The organism is Streptomyces sp. NPDC013157, from assembly GCF_042899865.1.
GTDB lineage: Bacteria > Actinomycetota > Actinomycetes > Streptomycetales > Streptomycetaceae > Streptomyces.
The window spans coordinates 86,357-107,040 of the sequence record NZ_JBIBAK010000021.1 but is presented as its reverse complement, the minus strand read 5'-3'; the positions used below and the strand labels follow the sequence as shown (position 1 = coordinate 107,040).

At 67.5% G+C, this 20,684-nt stretch carries 13 protein-coding genes; 8 read left to right on the top strand and 5 right to left on the bottom strand.

Features of this window, described 5'->3' with window-relative positions; translation table 11 throughout:
• Positions 1-239 precede the first annotated feature (239 nt).
• Positions 240-437: a hypothetical protein gene (locus tag ACFY6U_RS44105; RefSeq protein WP_109916195.1), complete on the bottom strand. Its 198-nt coding sequence runs from the start codon at positions 435-437 to the stop codon at positions 240-242.
• 212 nt (positions 438-649) lie between these two features.
• On the opposite strand from ACFY6U_RS44105, the gene ACFY6U_RS44100 reads away from it, so the two are divergent.
• Both ACFY6U_RS44100 and ACFY6U_RS44095 read left to right on the top strand, forming a co-directional pair.
• Complete coding sequence (locus ACFY6U_RS44100; protein WP_390047812.1) at positions 650-1,690, top strand: AAA family ATPase; 1,041 nt, start codon at positions 650-652, stop codon at positions 1,688-1,690.
• On the top strand, positions 1,687-2,247 hold the full coding sequence (locus tag ACFY6U_RS44095; protein ID WP_390047623.1) for a guanylate kinase: 561 nt from the start codon (positions 1,687-1,689) through the stop codon (positions 2,245-2,247). The genes ACFY6U_RS44100 and ACFY6U_RS44095 overlap by 4 nt, the downstream gene beginning before the upstream one ends.
• A 36-nt stretch (positions 2,248-2,283) precedes the next feature.
• On the opposite strand, the gene ACFY6U_RS44090 is transcribed toward ACFY6U_RS44095, so the two are convergent.
• Both ACFY6U_RS44090 and ACFY6U_RS44085 read right to left on the bottom strand, forming a co-directional pair.
• Complete coding sequence (locus ACFY6U_RS44090; protein ID WP_390047622.1) at positions 2,284-3,141, bottom strand: DUF1932 domain-containing protein; 858 nt, start codon at positions 3,139-3,141, stop codon at positions 2,284-2,286.
• On the bottom strand, positions 3,138-3,812 hold the full coding sequence (locus ACFY6U_RS44085; protein ID WP_390047620.1) for an HAD family hydrolase: 675 nt from the start codon (positions 3,810-3,812) through the stop codon (positions 3,138-3,140). The genes ACFY6U_RS44090 and ACFY6U_RS44085 overlap by 4 nt, the downstream gene beginning before the upstream one ends.
• 248 nt (positions 3,813-4,060) lie before the next feature.
• Between ACFY6U_RS44085 and ACFY6U_RS44080 the strand changes: the two genes are divergently transcribed.
• The 6 genes from ACFY6U_RS44080 (at position 4,061) to ACFY6U_RS44055 (ending at position 18,062) form a co-directional block, all read left to right on the top strand.
• Positions 4,061-7,297, top strand: coding sequence for a helicase-related protein (locus tag ACFY6U_RS44080; RefSeq protein ID WP_390047619.1), 3,237 nt, complete (start codon positions 4,061-4,063; stop codon positions 7,295-7,297).
• On the top strand, positions 7,294-8,064 hold the full coding sequence (locus ACFY6U_RS44075) for a DUF4391 domain-containing protein (protein ID WP_390047618.1): 771 nt from the start codon (positions 7,294-7,296) through the stop codon (positions 8,062-8,064). The genes ACFY6U_RS44080 and ACFY6U_RS44075 overlap by 4 nt, the downstream gene beginning before the upstream one ends.
• Positions 8,065-8,203: 139 nt before the next feature.
• Positions 8,204-10,063, top strand: coding sequence for a site-specific DNA-methyltransferase (locus ACFY6U_RS44070; protein ID WP_390047616.1), 1,860 nt, complete (start codon positions 8,204-8,206; stop codon positions 10,061-10,063).
• 17 nt (positions 10,064-10,080) lie between these two features.
• The gene (locus ACFY6U_RS44065; RefSeq protein ID WP_390047615.1) at positions 10,081-13,062 is read left to right on the top strand and encodes a type III restriction-modification system endonuclease; all 2,982 of its coding nucleotides are present in this window, start codon (positions 10,081-10,083) and stop codon (positions 13,060-13,062) included.
• A gap of 519 nt (positions 13,063-13,581) precedes the next feature.
• Complete coding sequence (locus ACFY6U_RS44060) at positions 13,582-14,475, top strand: glycosyltransferase family 2 protein (RefSeq protein ID WP_390047613.1); 894 nt, start codon at positions 13,582-13,584, stop codon at positions 14,473-14,475.
• Between the two features lie 407 nt (positions 14,476-14,882).
• A complete protein-coding gene (locus tag ACFY6U_RS44055; RefSeq protein ID WP_390047611.1) occupies positions 14,883-18,062 on the top strand; it encodes a BTAD domain-containing putative transcriptional regulator in 3,180 nt (1,059 codons plus the stop codon).
• 9 nt (positions 18,063-18,071) lie between these two features.
• On the opposite strand, the gene ACFY6U_RS44050 is transcribed toward ACFY6U_RS44055, so the two are convergent.
• Entirely contained in the window at positions 18,072-19,760 is a 1,689-nt protein-coding gene (locus tag ACFY6U_RS44050; RefSeq protein WP_390047609.1) for a bifunctional 3'-5' exonuclease/DNA polymerase, read from the bottom strand.
• Positions 19,761-19,826: 66 nt separating this feature from the next.
• Positions 19,827-20,588: a Clp protease N-terminal domain-containing protein gene (locus ACFY6U_RS44045; protein WP_390047607.1), complete on the bottom strand. Its 762-nt coding sequence runs from the start codon at positions 20,586-20,588 to the stop codon at positions 19,827-19,829.
• Positions 20,589-20,684: the final 96 nt, after the last annotated feature.

The following is a 20,684-nucleotide window of genomic DNA, read 5'->3' as shown; positions in this document are numbered from 1 at the left end:
ACTGGATGTGGGGCGGGCGCGGACAGACTCGTCGACATGGAGGTGCTCGTCGGCGGATAGCGCATGGTGAGGCTCCATCGGTAGATCGGTGATCTCGTGCAGAACCGAACTCTCCGGCTGGCTGGGCTGCGGCCAGATGACGCCTTCTCGGGCGTCCGACAGATGAGGAAGGAGGACTTGACTGTCACCAGGTCGAGGCCACGCTGGGTCGCCAGGGCCCGGTGATGCCGTCGACGCGCTCACAGCCGTAGCCCTGACAGCAAGCCGGCGACCGACGCCGTGACGTCCTTCACGAACGGGCCGACGGTGTGGGTCCCGGCGAGATACAGACCGAAAACCGAGCACACAACGGCGTGACCCGCTTTGAGCCCACCTCCGCGGCACAAGAAGACGATCACGATGCCGAGGAGCAGCAGGACAGCAACATCGACAGCCACCGCGGAGCCCCCTTCGATCTCGGACGAATAGTGGAGACCGAGGCGGGTACTGGGACGACCGCGTCGGTGTGACCATGACAGCGGCTCGGAGCTGTGCGGAGTATCACAAGCCGTTCCTGAAGCTGCTCATCAGCAGCTCATGGCCGGGCGATCTGACTTTTCAACATCCGCTTACACACGGGTTCATGACAGGCAGACTTAGGCTCCGGATCATGACCAGGCATGGGCAGGCGGTAGGCGCGGTGGGTAAGAGTCGTCCGGGGTGGCGCCCAGACAAGCTGAGACAACAACGCGAAGCTCACGGCCTGACGCTCGAAGGCGCGGGCGAACAGGTGCGTGAGGTGGCCCGGGCCGCGGGGCTCACGGTGCCAGCCGCCAACTTTCAGACTCTGTGGCAGCACGAGCAGGGTGAGGTCTATCCCGGACCGCACTACCGTCGCGCGTACTGCCTGCTGTACCGCGCGACCGAGCCCGAGCTCGGCTTCCGCAACGCTTTGCCCGACGAGGCCACGAAGCTCAAATTCACCGCGTCGAGCGAACCGCAGAACGGCGCCCATGTCCTGGCCGTGGAACGGGCGTTGCACCAGCTGGCACCGAGCGCGGAGGACGCCGACGGCCTGGGCGTCCAACAGCGGATCCTCGATGCTTGGAAGCGGCGTCACACCGGCGGTGATCCGAACCGGCCGACGCTGATGATGGTCGGCGGCTACGCGGGCAGCGGGAAGTCGGAATTCGCCCGCTTCGTATCGCAACTCACTGGATGGCCCGTCCTCGACAAGGACCCGATCACGCGCCCGCTCGTCGAGCGCCTCCTCGTCGAGATGGGCAGCGAGCCCAACGACCGGCACACCGACCTCTACCGGGAGAAGGTCCGCCCGCTGGAGTACCAGTGCCTGCTGGAGACCGCGTACGCGAACGTCGACTGCGCGATCAGCACCGTCCTCTCCGCGCCCTTCATCGCCGAGACCACAGACCCTCGGTGGATGCGGCGCCTGATCAACCGCTGCGAAGCGCGTGGCGTCACCGTCGCTGTCGTCTGGATTCAGTGCGACCTCGACACGATGCACGAGTACATCAGCTTCCGGTCCGCCGCCCGCGACAGCTGGAAACTCCAGCACTGGGACACGTACGCTGCCGGGATCGATCTTGAGCTGCGGCCCGTCGTGCCGCACTTGGTTGTCGACAACCGGCTCGGCTCCGCGATATCGCTCACGGACCAGGTGCGCCAGGTCTTCGGGACGGTGTTCCAGTGAGGCAAGGCATCCTGCTGTACGGGCCGCCGGCGGCGGGCAAGGACACGATCACGGCGGCGCTCACCGAACTCGACGCGCGGTACGTGCCGTTCACCCGGCTGAAGATCGGGACAGGGAAGACCCAGGGCTACCGGATGGGCACACCGGAACAGTTGGCCGCCCTGGAGGCACGCGGCGATGTCATCTACCGCAACGACCGGTACGGCAACATCTACGTCGTCGACCGCCCCAGCCTCGACCAGGCCATGGAGGGCGGCAAGACCCCAGTCGTCCACCTCGGCCAGCTGGCGGGGATAAAGCAGGTAACCGCTCTTTACCCGGCGCGCTGGGTGCGCGTTCTGCTGTGGTGCTCCAAGGAGACCACCGCTCGACGCTCACCACAGCGCGGGGACACCGACACGGCGGCCCGGCTGGCCGCTTGGGACGCCACTCAGGCCGACCTTGCGGCTCACCCACGGGCCCAGTGGGAACTGCGCGTGGACACGGACGCCACGGCACCCCATGAAACCGCACAGAGGATCGACGACATCGTCCGCACCACGCCACCTCGCTCCTGACGCCAGGACGTCAGCGCCCCAGCGGATGCGACCTGCTCAACTCGGGTTGTCCGGGTCCCGCTCAAGACGCAGAGCTTCCAGGGCCTCAGCGATATCCAGCCGCTCGTCTCTGTTCCCGTCCCACCGGGCAAGCGTCGCGGCAGCCGCGTGCATAAGGGAGTCCGGCAGCCCGGCGTCGGCGAGAAGGGCCGCCGCATCCTCAAGCTCTGGGCCCCAACGCCAGGCGCGGGCGGCGGTCTTGGGGATGTAGTCGGTCTCCACAAGGTAGCTGCGGGTGCGCTTGGCCGCGATCACCAGTAGTTCGTCCGCCACCCCGTACGTGTCCGCCGCCCCGTAGGCCACGGCAGCCAGAACCCGGGAGACCTTCTGGTAGCTGGAGTACGCGAGCTTGAGTGCGGAGGCTTTACCGATGATGTCGCCCAGGATGTGGGTCCGCACATCGGTGCCGGCGAAAAGTTCGGCGATCCGGTCGGCCTGCTCGACGGCGCCGGAAAGGTAGAGGGTCGGCGACTTGCCGCCCACCGGAGGCGATCCGACCACCGCGGCATCCATGACCGGCATCGGGGCCAGGCGGTCGGCGATGTTCACCACGCGCGACGGCGAGACGGCGTTCGCATCGACATAGATCGTGCCCGCTTCGGACATGCCGAGCTCGGCTACCTGGCCGGCGGTCTCCTCCGCTGCGGCGGGAGGGCATAGAGAGAGCAGCACATCGGAGCGGGAGACAAGCTCGGGCAGCGCCGCAGCTTCGAGGCCCGCGCGCTCGGCCCGGCGGCGGGTTGTGTCGCTGCGTCCGTCGGGGCACCACAGCACGATGTGGCCTCTCGCGCGCAGCTGGGCGCCGAAGGCGGATCCCATACTGCCGGGGTGCAACAGCCCAATGGTGCTCGTCATGCCGCGGTCCTTGTGTGGTCGAGGGAGTGCAAAAGCAGCAGGTCGATGGCGGCGCGTGCATGCGGCACCACGTGGTCCGGCCTGGGATCGTCCGGCGGCCAGGAACGGCCGTTGCCGATCCAAATGGTGCGCAGTCCTGCGGAGCGTCCGCCGCCGATGTCGTTGACCGGGTTGTCCCCGACCATCCAGCCACCGTCGCCCAGCACGGTGCCGCAGCGGGCCGCCGCCAGGGCGAAGTGCCGGGTCTGCGGCTTGCGCGCGTCAGCCTCCTCGGAGACGAAGACGCCGTCCACGCGTTCGGAGATACCGGTGGCCCGCAGCTTGGCGCGCTGGATGTCCGCCGCACCGTTCGTCGCCACCCCCACTCGCCAGCCAGCCGCACGCAACTCGTCCAAGCCGTCGAGGACCCCGGCCTGGCACGACACCGAGGCCGCGATGTCGGTGCAGTACGTGTGCCACAACTCCGCAGTCGACACGGGCAGTCGGTAGCGGGTGCGGATCGTCTCAAAAGTGGACGGATAGGCTCGCTCGGCCACCATGTCTAGGACGTTCGCCTGATCTTCGTCCTCCAGGCCGTGCTGAGCAGTGAACTCTGTGGCCCAGCCGGCGAGCGTTCCCCGCCGGTCCACGAGGGTGTTGTCGAGGTCGAAGAGAACCAGAGGGTGCTGCACATCCCGCACCCTAAGGCGCGAGGATCAAGCTCTGCACCTCGGCCTCCGACCGCACCCGTATGGCGATCACATCGCTCAGCCGACGTCGGACGAAGATCCCGCCGGTTGCGCCGATGTCGACGGAGCTGGCAGCCGCGGAGATCGTCACAAGGCTTAACAGGCACCGCGTCAGCGGCCTGCACTAGGCTTTGCGCCATCGAGTTCGTTTTGTCGGACCGGTGTCCCGGAGGGGGAATGCATTGAAGGTCGTGAGCAACCGGGGTGGCGACCGATTGATCGATGCGGTGCGGCCGAGTCTGCAACCGGGCGGTGCATTGGACCTCGCCTCGTCGACCTTCTCGGTATACGCGTTCGAAGAGCTCCGCGACGAGCTGGCCAAGCTGGAACAGGCTCGACTTCTGCTACCGAGTGTAGGCGCCGATCTGCACCTACTGGGCGGCGAGCATGATCGCGCTGCCCGCAACCGCCTGTCGAGCCGCTACCTTGCCGCGTCGTGCGCCGAGTGGCTGGCTCGGCGGGCCGAGGTGCGACATGCGGCGTTTCATGCTATTCCCCAGGGTGTTCTGGTTGCCCGAGCGGCCTCGGGGGAAGTGATTTCGCTAGCCCAGGGCTCTTTCGGCTTCGATCGTGCCGGCCTCGGCCTGGCCCCTGGTAATCCGTACACGTCGATCCTGCGCTCCGACAACGAGAGCGAGGCGGCCGCTCTCGCTCCTGCACTCTTCGAGGCGATGTGGGAGAGCACGCCCGCTTCTCTTGAAGCAGGCCCGCTCCTGGAGCAGATGCGTGCCCTCGGGCGCTATCGCGACCCGGAGCGCATTTACCACCTCATGCTCCACCATCTGTTTAGCGCTGCTGGCGGGGAGCTGGACGAGGACACGGTCATCGATGCGAAGACCGGCATCCACGACACCGTGGTGTGGGGAAAGCTGTACAAGTTCCAGCGGGACGGCGTCATCGGTGCGATCGACAAGCTGAATCGCTACGGCGGCTGCATCATCGCGGACAGCGTCGGCCTGGGGAAAACCTTCGAGGCGCTCGCCGTGATCAAGTACCACGAGCTGCGCAATGACCGGGTACTAGTGCTCTGCCCGAAGCGGCTGCGAGACAACTGGACGATGTACACGGCGAACGACCGCCGAAACATTCTCGCTGCAGACCGCTTCAACTACGACGTGCTCAACCACACCGATCTGTCCCGTGAGTCCGGCAGATCGGGCGACATCGACCTCGGGCACGTCAACTGGGGTAACTACGACCTAGTGGTCATCGATGAGTCGCATAACTTCCGCAACGCCAACTCTCCGAAGCAGAACGGCGAGACTCGCTATGACCGCCTGATGCGCCAGATCATTCAGGAGGGCGTGAAGACCCGCATCCTGATGCTCTCGGCCACCCCGGTCAACAACCGGCTTGCGGACCTGCGCAACCAGATCGCCTTCGCTACCGAGAACGACGACACGGCCTTGGCGCCGTACGGTATCGCCAGCATCGCCGAGACCGTCCGCGTCGCGCAGCGCCAGTTCAATCGGTGGCAGGAACTTGGCCCAGAGGGGCGTACCCCAGCCCTGCTCGTGGACATGCTGGGTTTCGACTATTTCACGCTGCTCGACATGCTGACCATCGCCCGCTCGCGCAAGCACATCGAGAAGTACTACGGCACTGCCGAGACTGGATCCTTCCCCCAGCGCCTCGCGCCGCTCAACGTGAAGTCGGATATCGACACACAGGGCGACTTCGGCGCCATCGGAGAACTCAACGACCAGATCCGCAAGCTCAATCTGGCCGCTTACTCGCCCATGCACTACCTGCGACCGGACAAGCGGGCTGAGTACGCCGACAAGTACGCCACCCGCCTGAAGAGCGGCAAGGGTAGTTTCCAGCAGGCCGACCGAGAGCAGAGCCTGGTCAACCTGATGAGGGTGAACATCCTCAAGCGGCTGGAGAGTTCCGTCCACTCCTTCCGGTTGACGGTGAGCCGGCAGCTGGAGCGCATCGACGCGCACCTGGGTGCGATCGACCGCCACGAGACCTACTACCGCCCCGACTCTCTCGACGAGGAGGAGCGCGACGACCTGCGCTCGGACGAGCTGGCGATCGGTGGTGGCAAGATCAGGGTTCTCATCGCGGACATGGATCTGATCCGCTGGCGCCAGGACCTCCTAGAGGACCATGAGCGCCTCTCCGCGATGCTGTACCGGGCCAAGCAGGTGATACCGGAGCGTGACGCGAAACTAAGCCACCTTAAGCGGCTAATCGCGGATAAGGTTCGCAACCCCGTCAACCCGGGCAATCGCAAGGCCATCGTCTTCACTGCTTTCGCGGACACCGCCGCCTATCTGTATGAAGAGCTCGCCGAATGGGCGCGGGTCGAACTCGGCGTCGAGGCTGGCTTGGTGACAGGATCCGGGAACAACCGCACCACGCTCAAGCTGCGCCGCGATCTTCCCGCCATTCTTTCTGCGTTCTCCCCACGCTCGAAGCAACGCCCGGACGACCTGGCTGGAGAAGGCGAGCTCGACCTGCTCATTGCCACGGACTGTATCTCCGAGGGCCAGAACCTGCAGGACTGCGACTGGCTCGCGAACTACGACATCCACTGGAACCCGGTGCGCATCATTCAGCGCTTCGGCCGCATCGACCGCCTCGGTTCGCGCAGCACTCGGATCCAGCTCGTCAACTTCTGGCCGCAGATGGACCTGGAGGAATACATCGGCCTCGAGCAGCGAGTCACGGGCCGCATGGTGCTCCTCGACATCTCCGCCACCGGCGAAGAGAACGTCATCGAGACCAGCGCCGGCGACCCGATGAACGATCTCGAATACCGGCGCGCACAACTCCTCAAGCTCCAGGACTCCGTCCTCGACCTTGAGGACCTGTCGACCGGCGTGTCCATCGCTGACCTCACCCTCACCGATCTGCGCATCGACCTCGCCGATTACGCCAAGCGACACCCCGGCGAGCTGGATGCGGAGCCACTCGGAGTTCACGCGGTCGCGGACACCGATGGCGACGTCCCACCCGGACTGATCTTCTGCCTACGTGCCGAAGGCCAGGCGGCCGATCGGGCCGTGCAGGCCGGCGACCCACTTGCCCCTCACTACCTCATCCACGTCGGGGAGGAGGGGGTGGTGCAGCTCAGCCATACCCAGACCAAGCGCATCCTCGACCGGGTGCGCAGGGTCAGTGCCGAGCAGGGCCGGGTTGACCCGGGGCTCACCGCGCTGTTCGACGCCCGGACCCGGCGCGGCGCCGACATGGGGGCAGCCCGCAAGGCCCTTGCCGCCGCTGTACGCTCCATCACTGGCAAGGAGGAAGAGCGCGCGGTCGCTAGCCTGTTCAGCCTGGATGGCACCCAGGCCGCCGCGGCAGGAGGCTTCGCCGGGACCAATGACTTCGAAGTACTCGCCTTTCTCGCCGTTTTGCCCCAGGTCGACGCCGAACCTGTCGGACGCGCTACACACGACGACCAAGAAGCCCAGCGATGACTCCGGACGACGTGGTCGACGCGCTTCGGCTGCCTGCCGACTGCGCCGTGGATGTCCGGGTGCCCAAGACTCAGTTGCAGGCGCACTCCGACTTCAGCGCCGCTGATCGGCGGTTGCTGCAGGATGGCATCGACACCCTGCGCTGGGCCGCCGCGATACGCCCTGATGCCGTGGGAATCCCTGCCTACACGGCCCCGGACGGCAGTCGGCGCATTCCCGAACTCCACGTCATGACTCTGCGGGCCCGGACCGGAACCAAGCTCACTCGCCTGGAAGAACTCCTCCATCGAGCCGTGCCATACCCGATCCTGCTCGTTAGCGAACAGGAGTCCGGGCCCCGTGTCTCGGTTGCCCTCAAGCGCATGTCACACGCGCGGAACGATGAGGTCGCATTGGACAGTCCGCCTGTGACCGCTTCCGTCGGAGACGTCCCCGCGCCGGTGGGCGATGCTTTCCTGAGCGCGCTGCCGCTCGACCGACAACCGCGCAGCGACCTCAGCACGGTCTACGAGGGTTGGCTGGCCTCCACGGTTGCCTTGCGTGTCGCTGCGACGATCGGAGAGTTTGCGCTCGCGGGCACCTTGGATGCGTCACAGACCCAGCTGACTGCCCTGACGGAGAGCAGCCGACTCGAGGCAGAGATCAACAAGCTGGTCGCCCAGATCAAGAAAGAGAAGCAGATCCCTCGCAGGATCGAGCTACAGGATCAGATCAAGGTGAAGAGGATCGCTTTGTCAGCGGCGCACGATAAGTTGCGTCTGGCGTAGTAACGCAGCAGGTACGAAGAGCACGGTCAAGAAGAGGGCACCGGGTGAGCCGGACGGTGCCGTAGTGAAGCAGGGGACGATCAGGGTGACGATGCACACGGTTGAGCCGGGGGACCCGGAGACCCACTCCAAGGACCTCGTGGCGGAGAACCTCGAACAGCTCCGGAAGATCTTCCCGTCTGCCTTCACAGAGGGCAAGGTTGACTTTGAAGCGCTGCGCGAGCTGCTTGGCGACGCCGCCGATGACGGCGACGAGAAGTTCGGGCTGACCTGGTTCGGCAAGCGCAATGCCCGCCGCATTGCCCTCAAGCCGAGCACAGCGACCCTCTTGCCGCGCCCGGATGAATCGTTGAGCTGGGACAGCACCCAGAATGTCATGATCGAGGGCGATAATCTTGAGGTCCTGAAGCTCCTGCAAAAGAGCTATGCAAACCAGGTCAAGCTCATCGTCATTGACCCGCCATACAACACCGGCAAGGATTTCATCTACCCGGATAGCTTCCAGGACAGCGTCCAGAACTACCTTGAGCTCACAGGCCAGACTGGCGCAGATGGAACACGGCTGAGCAGCAACTCCGAGACCTCTGGGCGTTACCACAGCGCCTGGCTGGACATGATGTATCCCCGCCTCTTCCTCGCTCGACAGCTCCTAAGCGAAGACGGCGCAATTTTCATCTTTATCGATTCCACCGAGGTGGCCAACCTTCGCCTTATGTGCGATGAGATCTTCGGTGGTGATTGCTTTGTCATCGACCTGATCTGGCGGAAGCGTGATGGGGCCCCCAACGATCGAACTGTTGGCTCCGTGCACGATCATATCCTGGTGTATGGGAAGGCGTTGGCGCCTAATTCAACACGAACACTAGCCGAAGAGCGTTTCAATCTCATGCCGCGCACGGCCAAGGCAGATGCGCAGTACCAGGTTTTTCGTGAGCCGGGTGGCCCGGATCCGCGAGGCGCCTTCCGTAAAATTGACACGACGGCTAACGCCAAAGGGGGGCGCGACGTTGCTTCACTCCACTATGGCCTAACTAACCCGCATACGGGAGAGGTGGTCTACCCTCGCGAAGGCACTTGTTGGCGCCATTCGCAGGAAGAAATGGAGCGACTGCAGGCTGATGGGCGACTTTATTGGGGTGTTAATGGCACAGCCACCACCCCTATGCGGAAACTGTATCGCTCTGAGGCTAAAGATGGCATGACAACCCCTTCGATCCTCCCGGACATGCCATTTAATCAGCATGCTGCCCGAGAATTGGAGGTGCTATTTGGGAGAAAGTCCATCTTTGATACGCCCAAGCCTGTGGATCTCCTGCGTCTACTGATCCGCATCGGTAGCAATCCCGGAGATATTGTCATGGATTTCTTTGCGGGATCTGGATCGACGGGTGAGGCGGTACTGAAGTCCAACTCTGAGGGTGCCGGAGACCGCCGCTTTATTCTTGCCCAGCTTCCGGAGCCGACGGGTTTCGGTGACTTCCCCACGATTGCGGATATCACGCGTGCTCGTTTGCGGTCGTCCTCTCAAGCGGCCGCCAGCACTTCGAGTACGGCGGACACCGGTTTTCGGTCATTCTCGCTGGGTGCAGGAAATATTGTTCGTTGGGATACCTCCCGGCAAGATTTTGAGCAGCAAGCGTTCGAGCAGATCGATAACATCCGTGAAGACCGTGCGGAATGGGACGTGCTTTTCGAGCTGCTGCTGAGTCAAGGACTCGATCTCGCTTCGTCCGTGGAATCGCGCGTGTTTGCCGGCGCCCAGGTATTCGCGACTGGCGGGGGCCTGCTCTTCGCTTGCCTTCCCCCCGCCGGTTCAATTAATACAGGTAATTCAGAGGAGATTGCCAAGGGCATCATTTCTTGGCGTGACGAGCTGCAACCTGAGGCGGACGTGACTGTCTTCCTTAAGGACGCAGCCTTCGACGACGACATTGCCAAGGCGAACCTCGTGGCGATCCTCGAACAGCACGAGTCCCCCTTCGTCGTGAAGAGCCTGTGAGCCGAGGGGACGTCAAGATGAAAAGGCCCAAGCTTCATTTCGATTCCGAGCTGCCGCATCAGAAGGCGGCCGTGGATGCGGTGTGCGATCTATTCCACGGACAGGAGAGCGGACACAGCCTGTTCACTGTCAGCGGAGACAACGACGACCTGTTCACGCCCGCGGCCGGCGTCGGGAACCGGCTGCGAATTCTTCCTGATCAGGTGCACGCGAACCTGAACGAGGTCCAGGAGCGTAACGGTCTGCCGCTCTCCCCGCTGTCTGATCTGGCGGACGAGCGCGACCTGAACTTCACGATCGAGATGGAGACCGGCACCGGCAAGACGTATGTCTACCTGCGCACGGTCTACGAGCTGAACAAGCGTTACGGCTTCACGAAGTTCATCGTTGTCGTGCCGTCCGTGGCGATCAGGGAGGGCGTCTACAAGTCGCTGCAGATCATGGAGGACCACTTCAAGGCCCTCTACGACGGCACCCCACTGCACTACTTCCCCTACGACTCGGCGCAGCTGGGCCAGGTGAGGAACTTCGCTTATAGCTCCAGCATCGAGCTGATGATCGTGACGGCCGCCGCGATCAACAAGCAGGCGACCGCGAAGATCTATCAGCCCAGTGAGCGGACCGGTGGCGAGGCGCCGATCGAACTGATCAAGCAGGTGCGGCCGATCCTCATCGTGGACGAGCCGCAGAGCGTGGACGGCGGTCCCCAGGGCCGGGGTCGGCAGGCGCTGCGCACGATGGCCCCGCTGTTCAGCCTGCGCTACTCGGCGACGCATGTCGACGTGTTCAACATGGTCTACAAGTTGGACGCCATTGACGCCTACCAGGCGGGATTGGTCAAGCAGATCGAGGTGGCCGGCGGTACCGTGGAGCACGCGCACGGCCGACCCTACATCCGCCTTGAGAAGGTCAGTACGCGCAAGGACGACTACACGGCGACCGTGGAAGTCGACGTGATGAGGTCCGGGCGCGTCGTGCGCCAGACACAGAGAGTCAACCCCGGAAGTGACCTTGGGGCGATCACCGACAACCGTGTTTACGAGGGCCTGTTGGTCGGCGACGTCACGAAGAACCGTGGCAGGAGTGAGCCGGGGTTCATCCAGATCCATGGCGGCGGAATCGACGAGTACCTCAGGGAAGGCGAGGCTTACGGCGATATCCCGGTGCTCGAGCGGGCACGGCATCTGATCAACAAGACCATCCGGGTGCACCTTGATCGGGAACTGGAGCTTCGCTCCAGGGACATCAAGGTGCTGAGCTTGTTCTTCATCGACCGGGTGGACCGCTACCGCGCCGAGGATTCGGATGGCGTTCCGGTCCCGGGCGAGTACGCGAAGATCTTCGAAGAGGAGTATGCGCGGCTCCAGCGCAACCCCCGCTACTCGACCCTCTTCGGCGGGGTGGATCTCGACTCCGAGCCGAGCGCCGTCCACGAGGGCTATTTCGCTCGCGATGCCAAGGGCAAGCCCAAGGACATCAAGGAGGGAGCGGCCCAGGACGGTGCGGACGCCGAGCGCGCGTATGACCTGATCATGCGCGACAAGGAGCGCCTGCTCAGCCTTGACGAGCCGGTGAAGTTCATCTTTTCCCACTCGGCACTTCGAGAGGGCTGGGACAATCCGAACGTCTTCCAGATTTGCAGCCTGCGTGAGATGGGCACCGAGCGGCAGCGTCGGCAGACCATCGGTCGTGGTCTACGTCTCGCTGTGAATCAGGAGGGTCAGCGGCTCCACGGCTTCGACGTAAACACCCTTACGGTCGTTGCGACTGAGAGCCTGGAGCAGTTCGCCACCTCTCTACAGACCGAGTACGAGCAGGACGCCAAGGTCAGTTTCGGTCGAATCGAGCCGCATCAGTTCTCCAGCCTCCTCCTTCCCGACGGTGAAGGAAAGCGCCTGGGCAGCGAGGGCTCGCAGCGGCTCTTCGCTGCTTTGCAGGAGGCCGGCTACATCCAGAGCAACGGCAAGATCGACGCGCAGCTGCTCCAACAGGCTCTCGCAGAAGACACGTTCACGCTGCCTGAAGAGTTCGTCGGCCTGGAGACTGCAGTGGTGGAACGGCTCCAGCAGCGCGCCAAGGGCGTCACAATCAACGACCGGGATGAACGACGCACGGTCAAGGTCCGTAAGCAGGTCTTCGAGAACCCGCAGTTCCACGAACTGTGGAACCGCATCAAGCAGAGGACCACCTACCGGGTGGACTTCGACACGGAGAAGCTGATCGCGGACGCAGCGGGGGCTCTAAAGGAGGCCCGTCAGATTCTGCCTGCTCGCATGGTGTGGACATCAACGACCTTGGCCATAAGCGAGCGTGGCATCGAAACCGGCGCTGCGGCGACCTCGGCCCCGCAGCTGGTCGACCAGGGAGACATCCCGCTGCCAGATATCCTCGGCGAACTGGCTGAGCAGACCAAGCTGACCCGACGCACCATCCATCGGATCCTTTCTGAGAGTGGCCGCTTCCGGGATTTCCAGCGCAACCCGCAGGAGTTTGTGTCCCTCGCCGCCGAGAAGATCACGGAGGCTCGGCGTGCGGCGCTTGTCGACGGGATCAAGTACGTCAAGCTTGGGGAGAGCGACGTCTACGCCCAGGAGCTCTTCCTTACCGAGGAGCTGCACGGCTATCTCGGCAAGAACCTGACCCCTGCGGCGAAGAGTGTCTACGAGGAAGTTCGCTACGACTCCGAGACCGAGCGGAAGTTCGTCGAGGATCTGGAGTCGGCGAGCGACGTCGAGGTGTACGCCAAGCTCCCGTCCTGGTTCAAAGTCCCCACTCCGCTCGGCACATACAATCCGGACTGGGCTATCGTGCGTCGCCTTCCCGACGGTGAGCAACGCCTCTACCTGGTGATAGAGACCAAGGGCACCCAGCAGGAGAGCCTTCTCCGACCGGAAGAGCTGGGAAAGATCAAGTGTGGGCGCAAACACTTCGAGGCCCTGGGTACCAATGTCACCTTCGAGCAGACGGACGTCTGGCGCCACGTGACGTTCACCGCATGAGAGATGCCCTGTGGTGGGACGGGCCTCCGTCCCACCACAGGCACCTCAGCTTGCAGCGCGCCACAAGGATCTGCGTGAGCGCTGCGTGAGCGGATGGGGTGGCACGGGATGGACCGGGTGGCACGCACATCTCGGCCACACGCTTCTGAACAGGGGAAATGAGAGCCCATGGCATAGACCAGCACCACCCGAGACGATCATGCATGCTCTCGTAATGCGTAGGTCTCGGGTTCGAATCCCGAAAGCGGCTCCATCGGAACCCCAGGTCGGAACTTCTCCGGTCTGGGGTTTTCTCGTTCGTCTCTGGTCGCGGGGCGTTCGTTCGCCGCATCGGTGACGGGCCGTCCCGGCGGGGCGCTGGAGCCGGGGTTCGTCCCGCCCAGGGAAAAACACCGTAAAAGGCCTGCAAACTAAACCGAAGCCAGGACTACGGCCACACCTGAGGCAACATCGTGGTGAACGGCGAGTGTCGCTCGGTCAGGACGCGAGCACCGCCGTCGGCCGGATGGGGTGAGGGGCGTGGCGGAGCCGAGGCTGGGGGTCGCCGTGGTGACCATGGGGAACCGTCCCGACGAGGTCGACGCCCTGCTCAGGTCCGTCGCCAAGCAGGACCTCGCCCCCGCCCGGATCGTGATCGTCGGCAACGGCTGTCGGCTGCCCGAGTTCGCCCGCCGTCTCGACCTGCCCGGCGAGGTCACCACCGTCGACCTCGAGGACAACCTCGGCTGCCCCGGCGGCCGCAACGTCGCCCTGGCCGCCCTGCGCGCGTTCGGCGACGTGGACGTCGTCGTCGAACTGGACGACGACGGCCTGCTCGTCGACGTCGAGGTGTTCCGGCAGGTACGGGATCTGTTCGCCGCCGACCCCCGCCTCGGCATCGTCGGCTTCCGTATCGCGGACGAGCGCGGCGTGACCCAGCGGCGGCACGTGCCGCGCGTCGGCAACGCCGACCCCATGCGCGGGGGGTACGTCACCGGGTTCCTCGGTGGCGGGCACGCCCTGCGGATGGCCATGCTCGCCGAGACCGGTGACTGGCCCGCCGAGTTCTTCTTCGCGCACGAGGAGACCGACCTCGCCTGGCGGGCCGCCGACGCCGGCTGGCGGATCCTCTACGCGCCCGAACTGCTGCTCCAGCACCCCCGCACCTCGCCCGCCCGGCACGCCGTCTACTTCCGGGTCACCGCCCGCAACCGCGTCTGGCTGACCCGTCGTCGGCTGCCCCTGCCGCTCATCCCGGTCCACCTCGGCGTCTGGATACTCATCACGCTCCTGCGCACCCGTTCGACGGGCGGCCTGCGGGCCTGGTTCGCGGGCTTCGCCGAGGGGTTTCGCGAGCCGGCCGGGGAGCGCCGCCCGATGCGCTGGCGCACGGTCTGGCGGCTCACGCGGCTCGGGCGTCCGCCCGTCGTCTGAGGGGCGGGGGAGCGTGTGATCCGCTCGGGAGACGGGACGAGGGCCCCGGTCGTTCACCTCCGACGACCGGAACCCTCTCGCGTCCCCGGACCCAGGCCTGCGGCGGCACTCCCCCGAGTCACGCGATCCACGCGTGCGCCGTCGGACCCGGTCCGATACGAAGATCACATCAGGGCTCGCCAACGGATCGCTAACATGTGGCCAGCGGTTCTCCTGGAGGTCGCGAACCGGTTGGCGCGAAGCCGTCGTACGACTCCGGGAACAGGCCGGAAACCCAGCGGATTCCGGCTCCGACCGGCACCGAGAAGGTGGCGGGAACTCATCCCCTACGGGATGCGATTCCGCCAGGACCCAGGATCCAGGGCCGGCGGGCACCTCCGCCGTGCGGGGAGGCGAGGGGTGGAGTGATGCGGCGGTACGAGCTGCGGTTCGGACTGCTGGGACCTCCGGTTCTCTACGAGGCTGCCGACGTGCGCCCCATCGGCAGCCCCAAGGTGCGGGCACTGCTCGCCGCGCTGCTCCTGGAGGCCGGGCGGGTCGTCTCCGTCGAGTCACTGACGGAGGCACTGTGGGGCGGGGCGCCCCCGGTGTCGGCGCGCGCCTCGTTGCACAACCACGTCACTCGGCTGCGCCGGCTCCTCGACGCCCCGGAGCGGCTGCGGGCCGTACCGCCCGGGTACCTGCTCCGTGTCGACGAAGGGGAGCTGGACGTCGACGTGTTCGACGCCCGGGTGGCCCAGGCGCGCGCGGCGCACGGGCGGCGGGAGTGGGCGCCGGTGCTGCGCGCCTGCGGCGACGCGCTCGCGCTCTGGCGTGGCAGCCCGCTCGGCGGTCTCCCCGCCGAACTCGGCGGCTTCGCATTCGTGCAGCGCCTGGAGGAGGCCCGGCTGCTGCTCCTGGAGTGGCGCTACGACGCGGAGCTCGCCCTCGGCGGACCCCGGCTGGGCGGCGTTGTACCGGAGTTGGCCGCGCTCGTCGCGGAGTACCCGCTCCGCGAGGCCTATCACCGCCAGCTGATGCTCGCCCTCCACCGCGGCGGCCGGCAGGCAGAGGCCCTCGCCGTCCACCGTGACCTGCGCAACCGCCTGCGAGAGGAACTCGGCGTCGAGCCCGGCCCGGCGGTGCGCCGCGCCCATGTGGAGGTGCTGCGGGGGAGCGGCGCGGTGGGGGAGGCGCTCGCGCCCGAGGGTGCGTCGGACGAGGGCGTGCCGGGAGAGGGTGCCTCGGGTCGTGGGGCGGATGCGGGTGCGTGGGGGCAGGTCGCGCAGTTCCCCGCGCCCCTGAGGGGCGCGTCACCCGACCGTCGGCAGAAAGCCGAGGGCGCTGATCCCGACCAGCCCCTTGACCCAGGTTCTGGGCGCGACGACTCCCTCTTTCTCCGCCCCGCCCAACTTCCCCCTCCTCCAGCCCACTTCACGGGGCGCACCGCCACCCGCGCAGAACTGACCCGCGCCCTCACCTGTCCGCCCGCAGCCGCCGACGGGAACGTAAGGGCCGAAGGCGAAGTCGAGGCCACGGCCGCCCCCGCCCTCGTCGTCCTCAGCGGGATGGCGGGCGTAGGCAAGAGCGCGCTCGCGCTGCACGTGGCGCATCAGCTGCGGGAACGTTTCCCCGACGGCCAGCTCTACGTCAACCTGCACGGCGCCACCCCCGGCATGCCCCCGCTCGCCCCCGGCCAGGCGCTCGCCGCGCTGCTGCGGGACCTCGGCGCCGACCCCCGGCACATCCCCGAACACCCGGACGCGGCCGCCGCGTTGCTGCGCTCCCTGCTCGCGCCGACCCGCACCCTGCTGCTCCTCGACGACGCCGCGAACGCCGCCCAGGTGCGGCCGCTGCTCCCCGGCGGCCCCGGGTGCGCGGTGATCGTCACCAGCCGTTCGCCGCTCGCCGCGCTCGACGGTGCCCGCCGCTTCCCGCTCGGGCCGCTGACCGGTGAGGACAGCGCGGCGCTGCTGCGTGCGGTCAGCGGGCGTGCGGAGATCGACGCCGGTCACCCGCTCGTCGGCCTCACCGGACGGCTCCCGCTCGCCCTGCGCGTCGTGGCCGCCCGGCTGGCCGCGCGCCGCGCGCTCACCCCCGAGGTGCTGGCCGGTCAACTGGCCGCCACCGAGGACAGGTTGCACCACCTCGAATACGACGACCTCAGCGTCCGGCGCTCCCTCGCCGTGGCCCATGACGCCCTCGCCGGCTCCGACCGCGCCCCCGACCGCGACGCCGCCCTCGTCCTGCGCCACCTCGGCGCCCTCGACCTGCCCACCTATGGCGCCCCTCTGATCGCCCGGCTCACCGGCACCGACGAGCGCCGCGCCGAGGCCGCCCTGGACCGCCTGGTCGACGTCGCCCTGCTGGAGGAGACCGCGTACGGCCGCTACACCCCGCACGACCTGGTACGGGACTTCGCCCGCGAGCTGGCCGAGGGGGCCGACGGCACCGACCGTACCGACCGCACCGAGGCCGCGCTCGCCGCCCTGCGCTGGTTCGCCGCCGTCGCCGATCACGCCCTCCTCGCGATCCTCGAACCAGGGCGCGACCAGGCCGACCGCCGCCGGCCCACCACCGCGCAGCCACCCGAGCACCAGCCGTACGCCGCCGCCCTGCCGCCCTTCGAGTGTGCCGAGCACGCCTTCGCCTGGGGCGACATGGAGCTGGAGAACATCGTCGCCCTGGTGGAGCGGTACGCCGACAGTGCCGACGCGCGGATCAGCGCCTGTCTCTCCACGCTCGTCCGGCTGCTCTACCCCTACGTCCTGCGCAGCGGCCGGGTCGCCGAGATGGAGGTGCTCGGCACCGCCGCCCTGGCCGTCGCCCGGCGTCTCGGTGACGAGCCCGCCGAGGCCTACGCCCTGGGCGACCTCGCCGGCCTGCGCTTCCTCACCGGCCGCCAGCGGGAGGCCCTCGCCCTGACCGACGGGGCACTGGCCCTGTGGCGACGGCTGGGCATGGTGTCCTGGATCCGGCGCGGCCTGAACAACCGGGGGCTGCTGCTGGAGGGGCTCGGCCGGTACGACGAGTCGGGCGAGGCGCTGCGGCAGAGCCTGGACTACTCCCGGCAGCTGAACGACCCCTACGGCGAGGCCGTCACCCACAGCCATCTCGGCAACCTCTACGAGCACACCGACCCGCGCGCCGCCATCGAGCAGCACCGGCGCTCCCTCGCGATCGGGGACGCGATCGGCGCCGTGATCCTGCAGCACTCGGCGCACTGCAACATCGGCTACGCCCAGCTCCGCCTCGGTGAACCGGCGGCCGCCGCCGCGCACTTCGGGGAGAGCCTGCGCATCCTCGGCGGCCACGGCGACTGGCACGGCGAGTCCCAGACCCGGCTCGGTCTGGTCCGCGCGCTGCGCGCCCTCGGCCGGACCGACCGCGCCCATCACGAGTGCGCCGAACTCCTGCGCCGCGCCGACGCCCGCGCCGACCGCTACAGCGGCGGTCTCGCCCGCCACCAACTCGGTCTGCTCCTGCGCGGGCAGGGGCGCACCGACGAGGCGTACGACGCCTGGCGCGCGGCCCTCACCGCTCTGGACGGCACGGACGAGTCCGACGTCCTCGCGGAGCTGCGCGACCTGTTGGCGCCCGGCGGCTGACCAGACCGGTCACTTCGCGTCGGCATAGCACTCCACCACCGCCGTCGTGAACGGGAACCGCACCGGTGTCTGCCCGAACGTCAGCCGTCCGGCCAGGTCGGCCGCGTCCCGGATCGCCGCCACGACCGTCTCGGTCTCCTCCTCGGGGCAGTGCACGATCACCTCGTCGTGCTGGAAGAAGACCAGCTCGGCCGCCAGGTCCGCGCAGGTCCGGCGCAGCGCCGCGAGCATCAGCAGGGCCCAGTCGGCGGCGCTGCCCTGGACCACGAAGTTGCGCGCGAAGCGGCCTCTGGCCCGGGAGTTGGTGGAGGCGTAGCCCGGCACCCAGCCCTCGGCGGCCTGCTCCTCCGGCTCCTCCTGGGGCATCCCCGCCTCCTCGGTGCCGTCGCCCGCGCCGCTCGCCGGCGGGCAGGTCCGGCCCAGCCAGGTGCGCACCAGCCGGCCCTCCTCACCCGCCCGCGCCGCCTCGTCGACGTAGGCCACCGCCTTGGGGAAACGGCGTCTGAGCGCGGCCAGGTTCTTCAGCCCGTCGCCCGAGGTCTGGCCGTAGACCGCGCCGAGGACGGCCAGCTTGGCCTGCGCGCGGTCGCCGGAGAAGGCGCGGTCGGAGACGGACTGGTAGAGGTCGGTCTCCCGCCCGGCGACCTCCATCAGCCCGGGGTCGCGGGAGATCGCCGCCAGCACGCGCGGTTCCATCTGGTCGGCGTCGGCCACGACCAGCCGCCAGCCGCGGTCGGCGACCGCGGCCCGCCGGATCACCTTGGGGATCTGCAGGGCGCCCCCGCCGTTGGTCACCCAGCGCCCGGTGACCGTACCGCCCGCGTGGAACTCGGGCCGGAAGCGGCCGTCGCGCACCCAGTCCTGGAGCCACGTCCAGCCGTGCGCCACCCAGATCCGGTACAGCTTCTTGTATTCGAGGAGTGGTTTCACGGCCGGATGATCGATGCCCGAGAGCTCCCAGCGGCGGGTGGACCTCACCTTGATCCCGGCCTGGGCGAAGGCCTTGATCACATCGGCGGGCAGATCCGGGCGCACCCGCCTGCCGAACGCGGCCGACACCTCGTCGGCCAGCTCGGCCAGCCGGCGCGGCTCGCCACCGCCCGCGTACCGCTCGCCGAGCAGTTCGCGCAGCACCTCGCGGTGGACCTCGGCGCTCCAGGGCACGCCCGCGCGGTTCATCTCGGCGGCGATCAGCATCCCCGCCGACTCGGCGGCGGTCAGCAGCCGCATCCGGTCCGGGTGTTCGGCCCGGTCGTGCCGGCGCTGCTGCTCGGCGTAGACCGCGAGGAGCTCGTCGAGCGTCAGGCGGGTGGTGCCCTGTGGCTCGAACAGCGGGGACTGCGCGCCCGGTTCGGCCGCGCGCTGCGGCGGGTCGGGGGGTACGGGGCCGCCGCGGAGGCGGGCCAGGGCGGCGGCGGCCGAGTGCGGCTCGCCGGACCGTCCCTCGTGGCCCAGCAGAAGTGTCTCGGCGTCCTCGATGTCGTAGCACCGCTCCACTCGCACCCCCGTGGCGAGCAGACGCGGGTAGACCTCGGCGGTCGACCGCCACACCCAGCGCGTTACCTCCGGGCGGCCCCTGACCGCCCCGGCGAGATCGGGCTCCCGCCGCACCGGCCCGGCGGGCAGCCCGTCCGGACCGAGGGGGGCGACGTCCACGCCACCGTCCTCGGTCGGAGCGAGAGCCCACCGGTCGGTCATGCTGCGAGTGTGGCACCCGCCACTGACAATCGCCCTGACCTGCGGTTTCAGCGCTGGGAGAGGCGTTCAGCCCGCCTCGCCCCCCTTCGGCTCGTCCGCCGCGGCCTGCTTCTGTTCCAGCAGCAGCCCGAGCGCCTTGGCGATGTACTCCTCGGTCGCCGGCTTGGTGATGCCCAGTTCGCTGAGGACGCCGGCGCCGTTCTCGTGTTCCAGGAGGGCCAGCAGCAGGTGTTCGGTGCCGATGTAGTTGTGGCCGAGGCGGAGGGCCTCGCGGAAGGTGAGTTCGAGGGCCTTCTTGGCCTCCGGGCCGTAGGGGACGAGGTCGGGGACGTCGTCCGAGGCCGGCGGCAGTGCGGCCGTCGCCGTCTGGCGCACGGTGTCGAGCAGGACGCCCTGCGCGAGGATCGCCTTCGCCGCGATGCCGTCCGGTTCGGCCAGCAGGCCGAGGACCAGGTGCTCGGGGCGGCCCTCGGGGTTGCGGGCCGCGAGTGCCTCGTTGTGGGCCGCCATCACCACGTTCCGCGCGCGGGGGGTGTAGCGGTCGAAGCCCTGGCCGGGGTCGAGGGCGGCGGACTCCTTCGGCACGAAGCGCTTCTGGGCCGCCTGCCGGGTCACGCCCATGCTCTTGCCGATGTCGGTCCAGGACGCGCCAGAGCGTCGGGCCTGGTCGACGAAGTGGCCGATCAGGTGGTCGGCCACGTCGCCCAGGTGGTCGGCGGCGATCACCGCGTCCTGGAGCTGGTCGAGGGGTTCGGGGTGCACCTTCTTGATCGCCGCGATGAGGTCGTCGAGGCGTACGGATGCCGTGATGTTCGGGTCGGTAGCCATGTGTCAACCGTAGGTTGACACTCCATGCCTGTCAACCGTTGGTTGACACTTCGCCCGCCGGGTGAGTCCCGTGGCCGGGGGCCGGGGCGTTGTCCA

Bases quoted from the DNA above. Each gene is read 5' to 3' on its own strand.
- ACFY6U_RS44100 (WP_390047812.1), top strand. From the start codon at position 650: ATGACCAGGCATGGGCAGGCGGTAGGCGCGGTGGGTAAGAGTCGTCCG.
- ACFY6U_RS44090 (WP_390047622.1), bottom strand. From the start codon at position 3,141: ATGACGAGCACCATTGGGCTGTTGCACCCCGGCAGTATGGGATCCGCC.
- ACFY6U_RS44075 (WP_390047618.1), top strand. From the start codon at position 7,294: ATGACTCCGGACGACGTGGTCGACGCGCTTCGGCTGCCTGCCGACTGC.
- ACFY6U_RS44065 (WP_390047615.1), top strand. From the start codon at position 10,081: ATGAAAAGGCCCAAGCTTCATTTCGATTCCGAGCTGCCGCATCAGAAG.
- ACFY6U_RS44055 (WP_390047611.1), top strand. From the start codon at position 14,883: ATGCGGCGGTACGAGCTGCGGTTCGGACTGCTGGGACCTCCGGTTCTC.
- ACFY6U_RS44050 (WP_390047609.1), bottom strand. From the start codon at position 19,760: ATGACCGACCGGTGGGCTCTCGCTCCGACCGAGGACGGTGGCGTGGAC.
- ACFY6U_RS44045 (WP_390047607.1), bottom strand. From the start codon at position 20,588: ATGGCTACCGACCCGAACATCACGGCATCCGTACGCCTCGACGACCTC.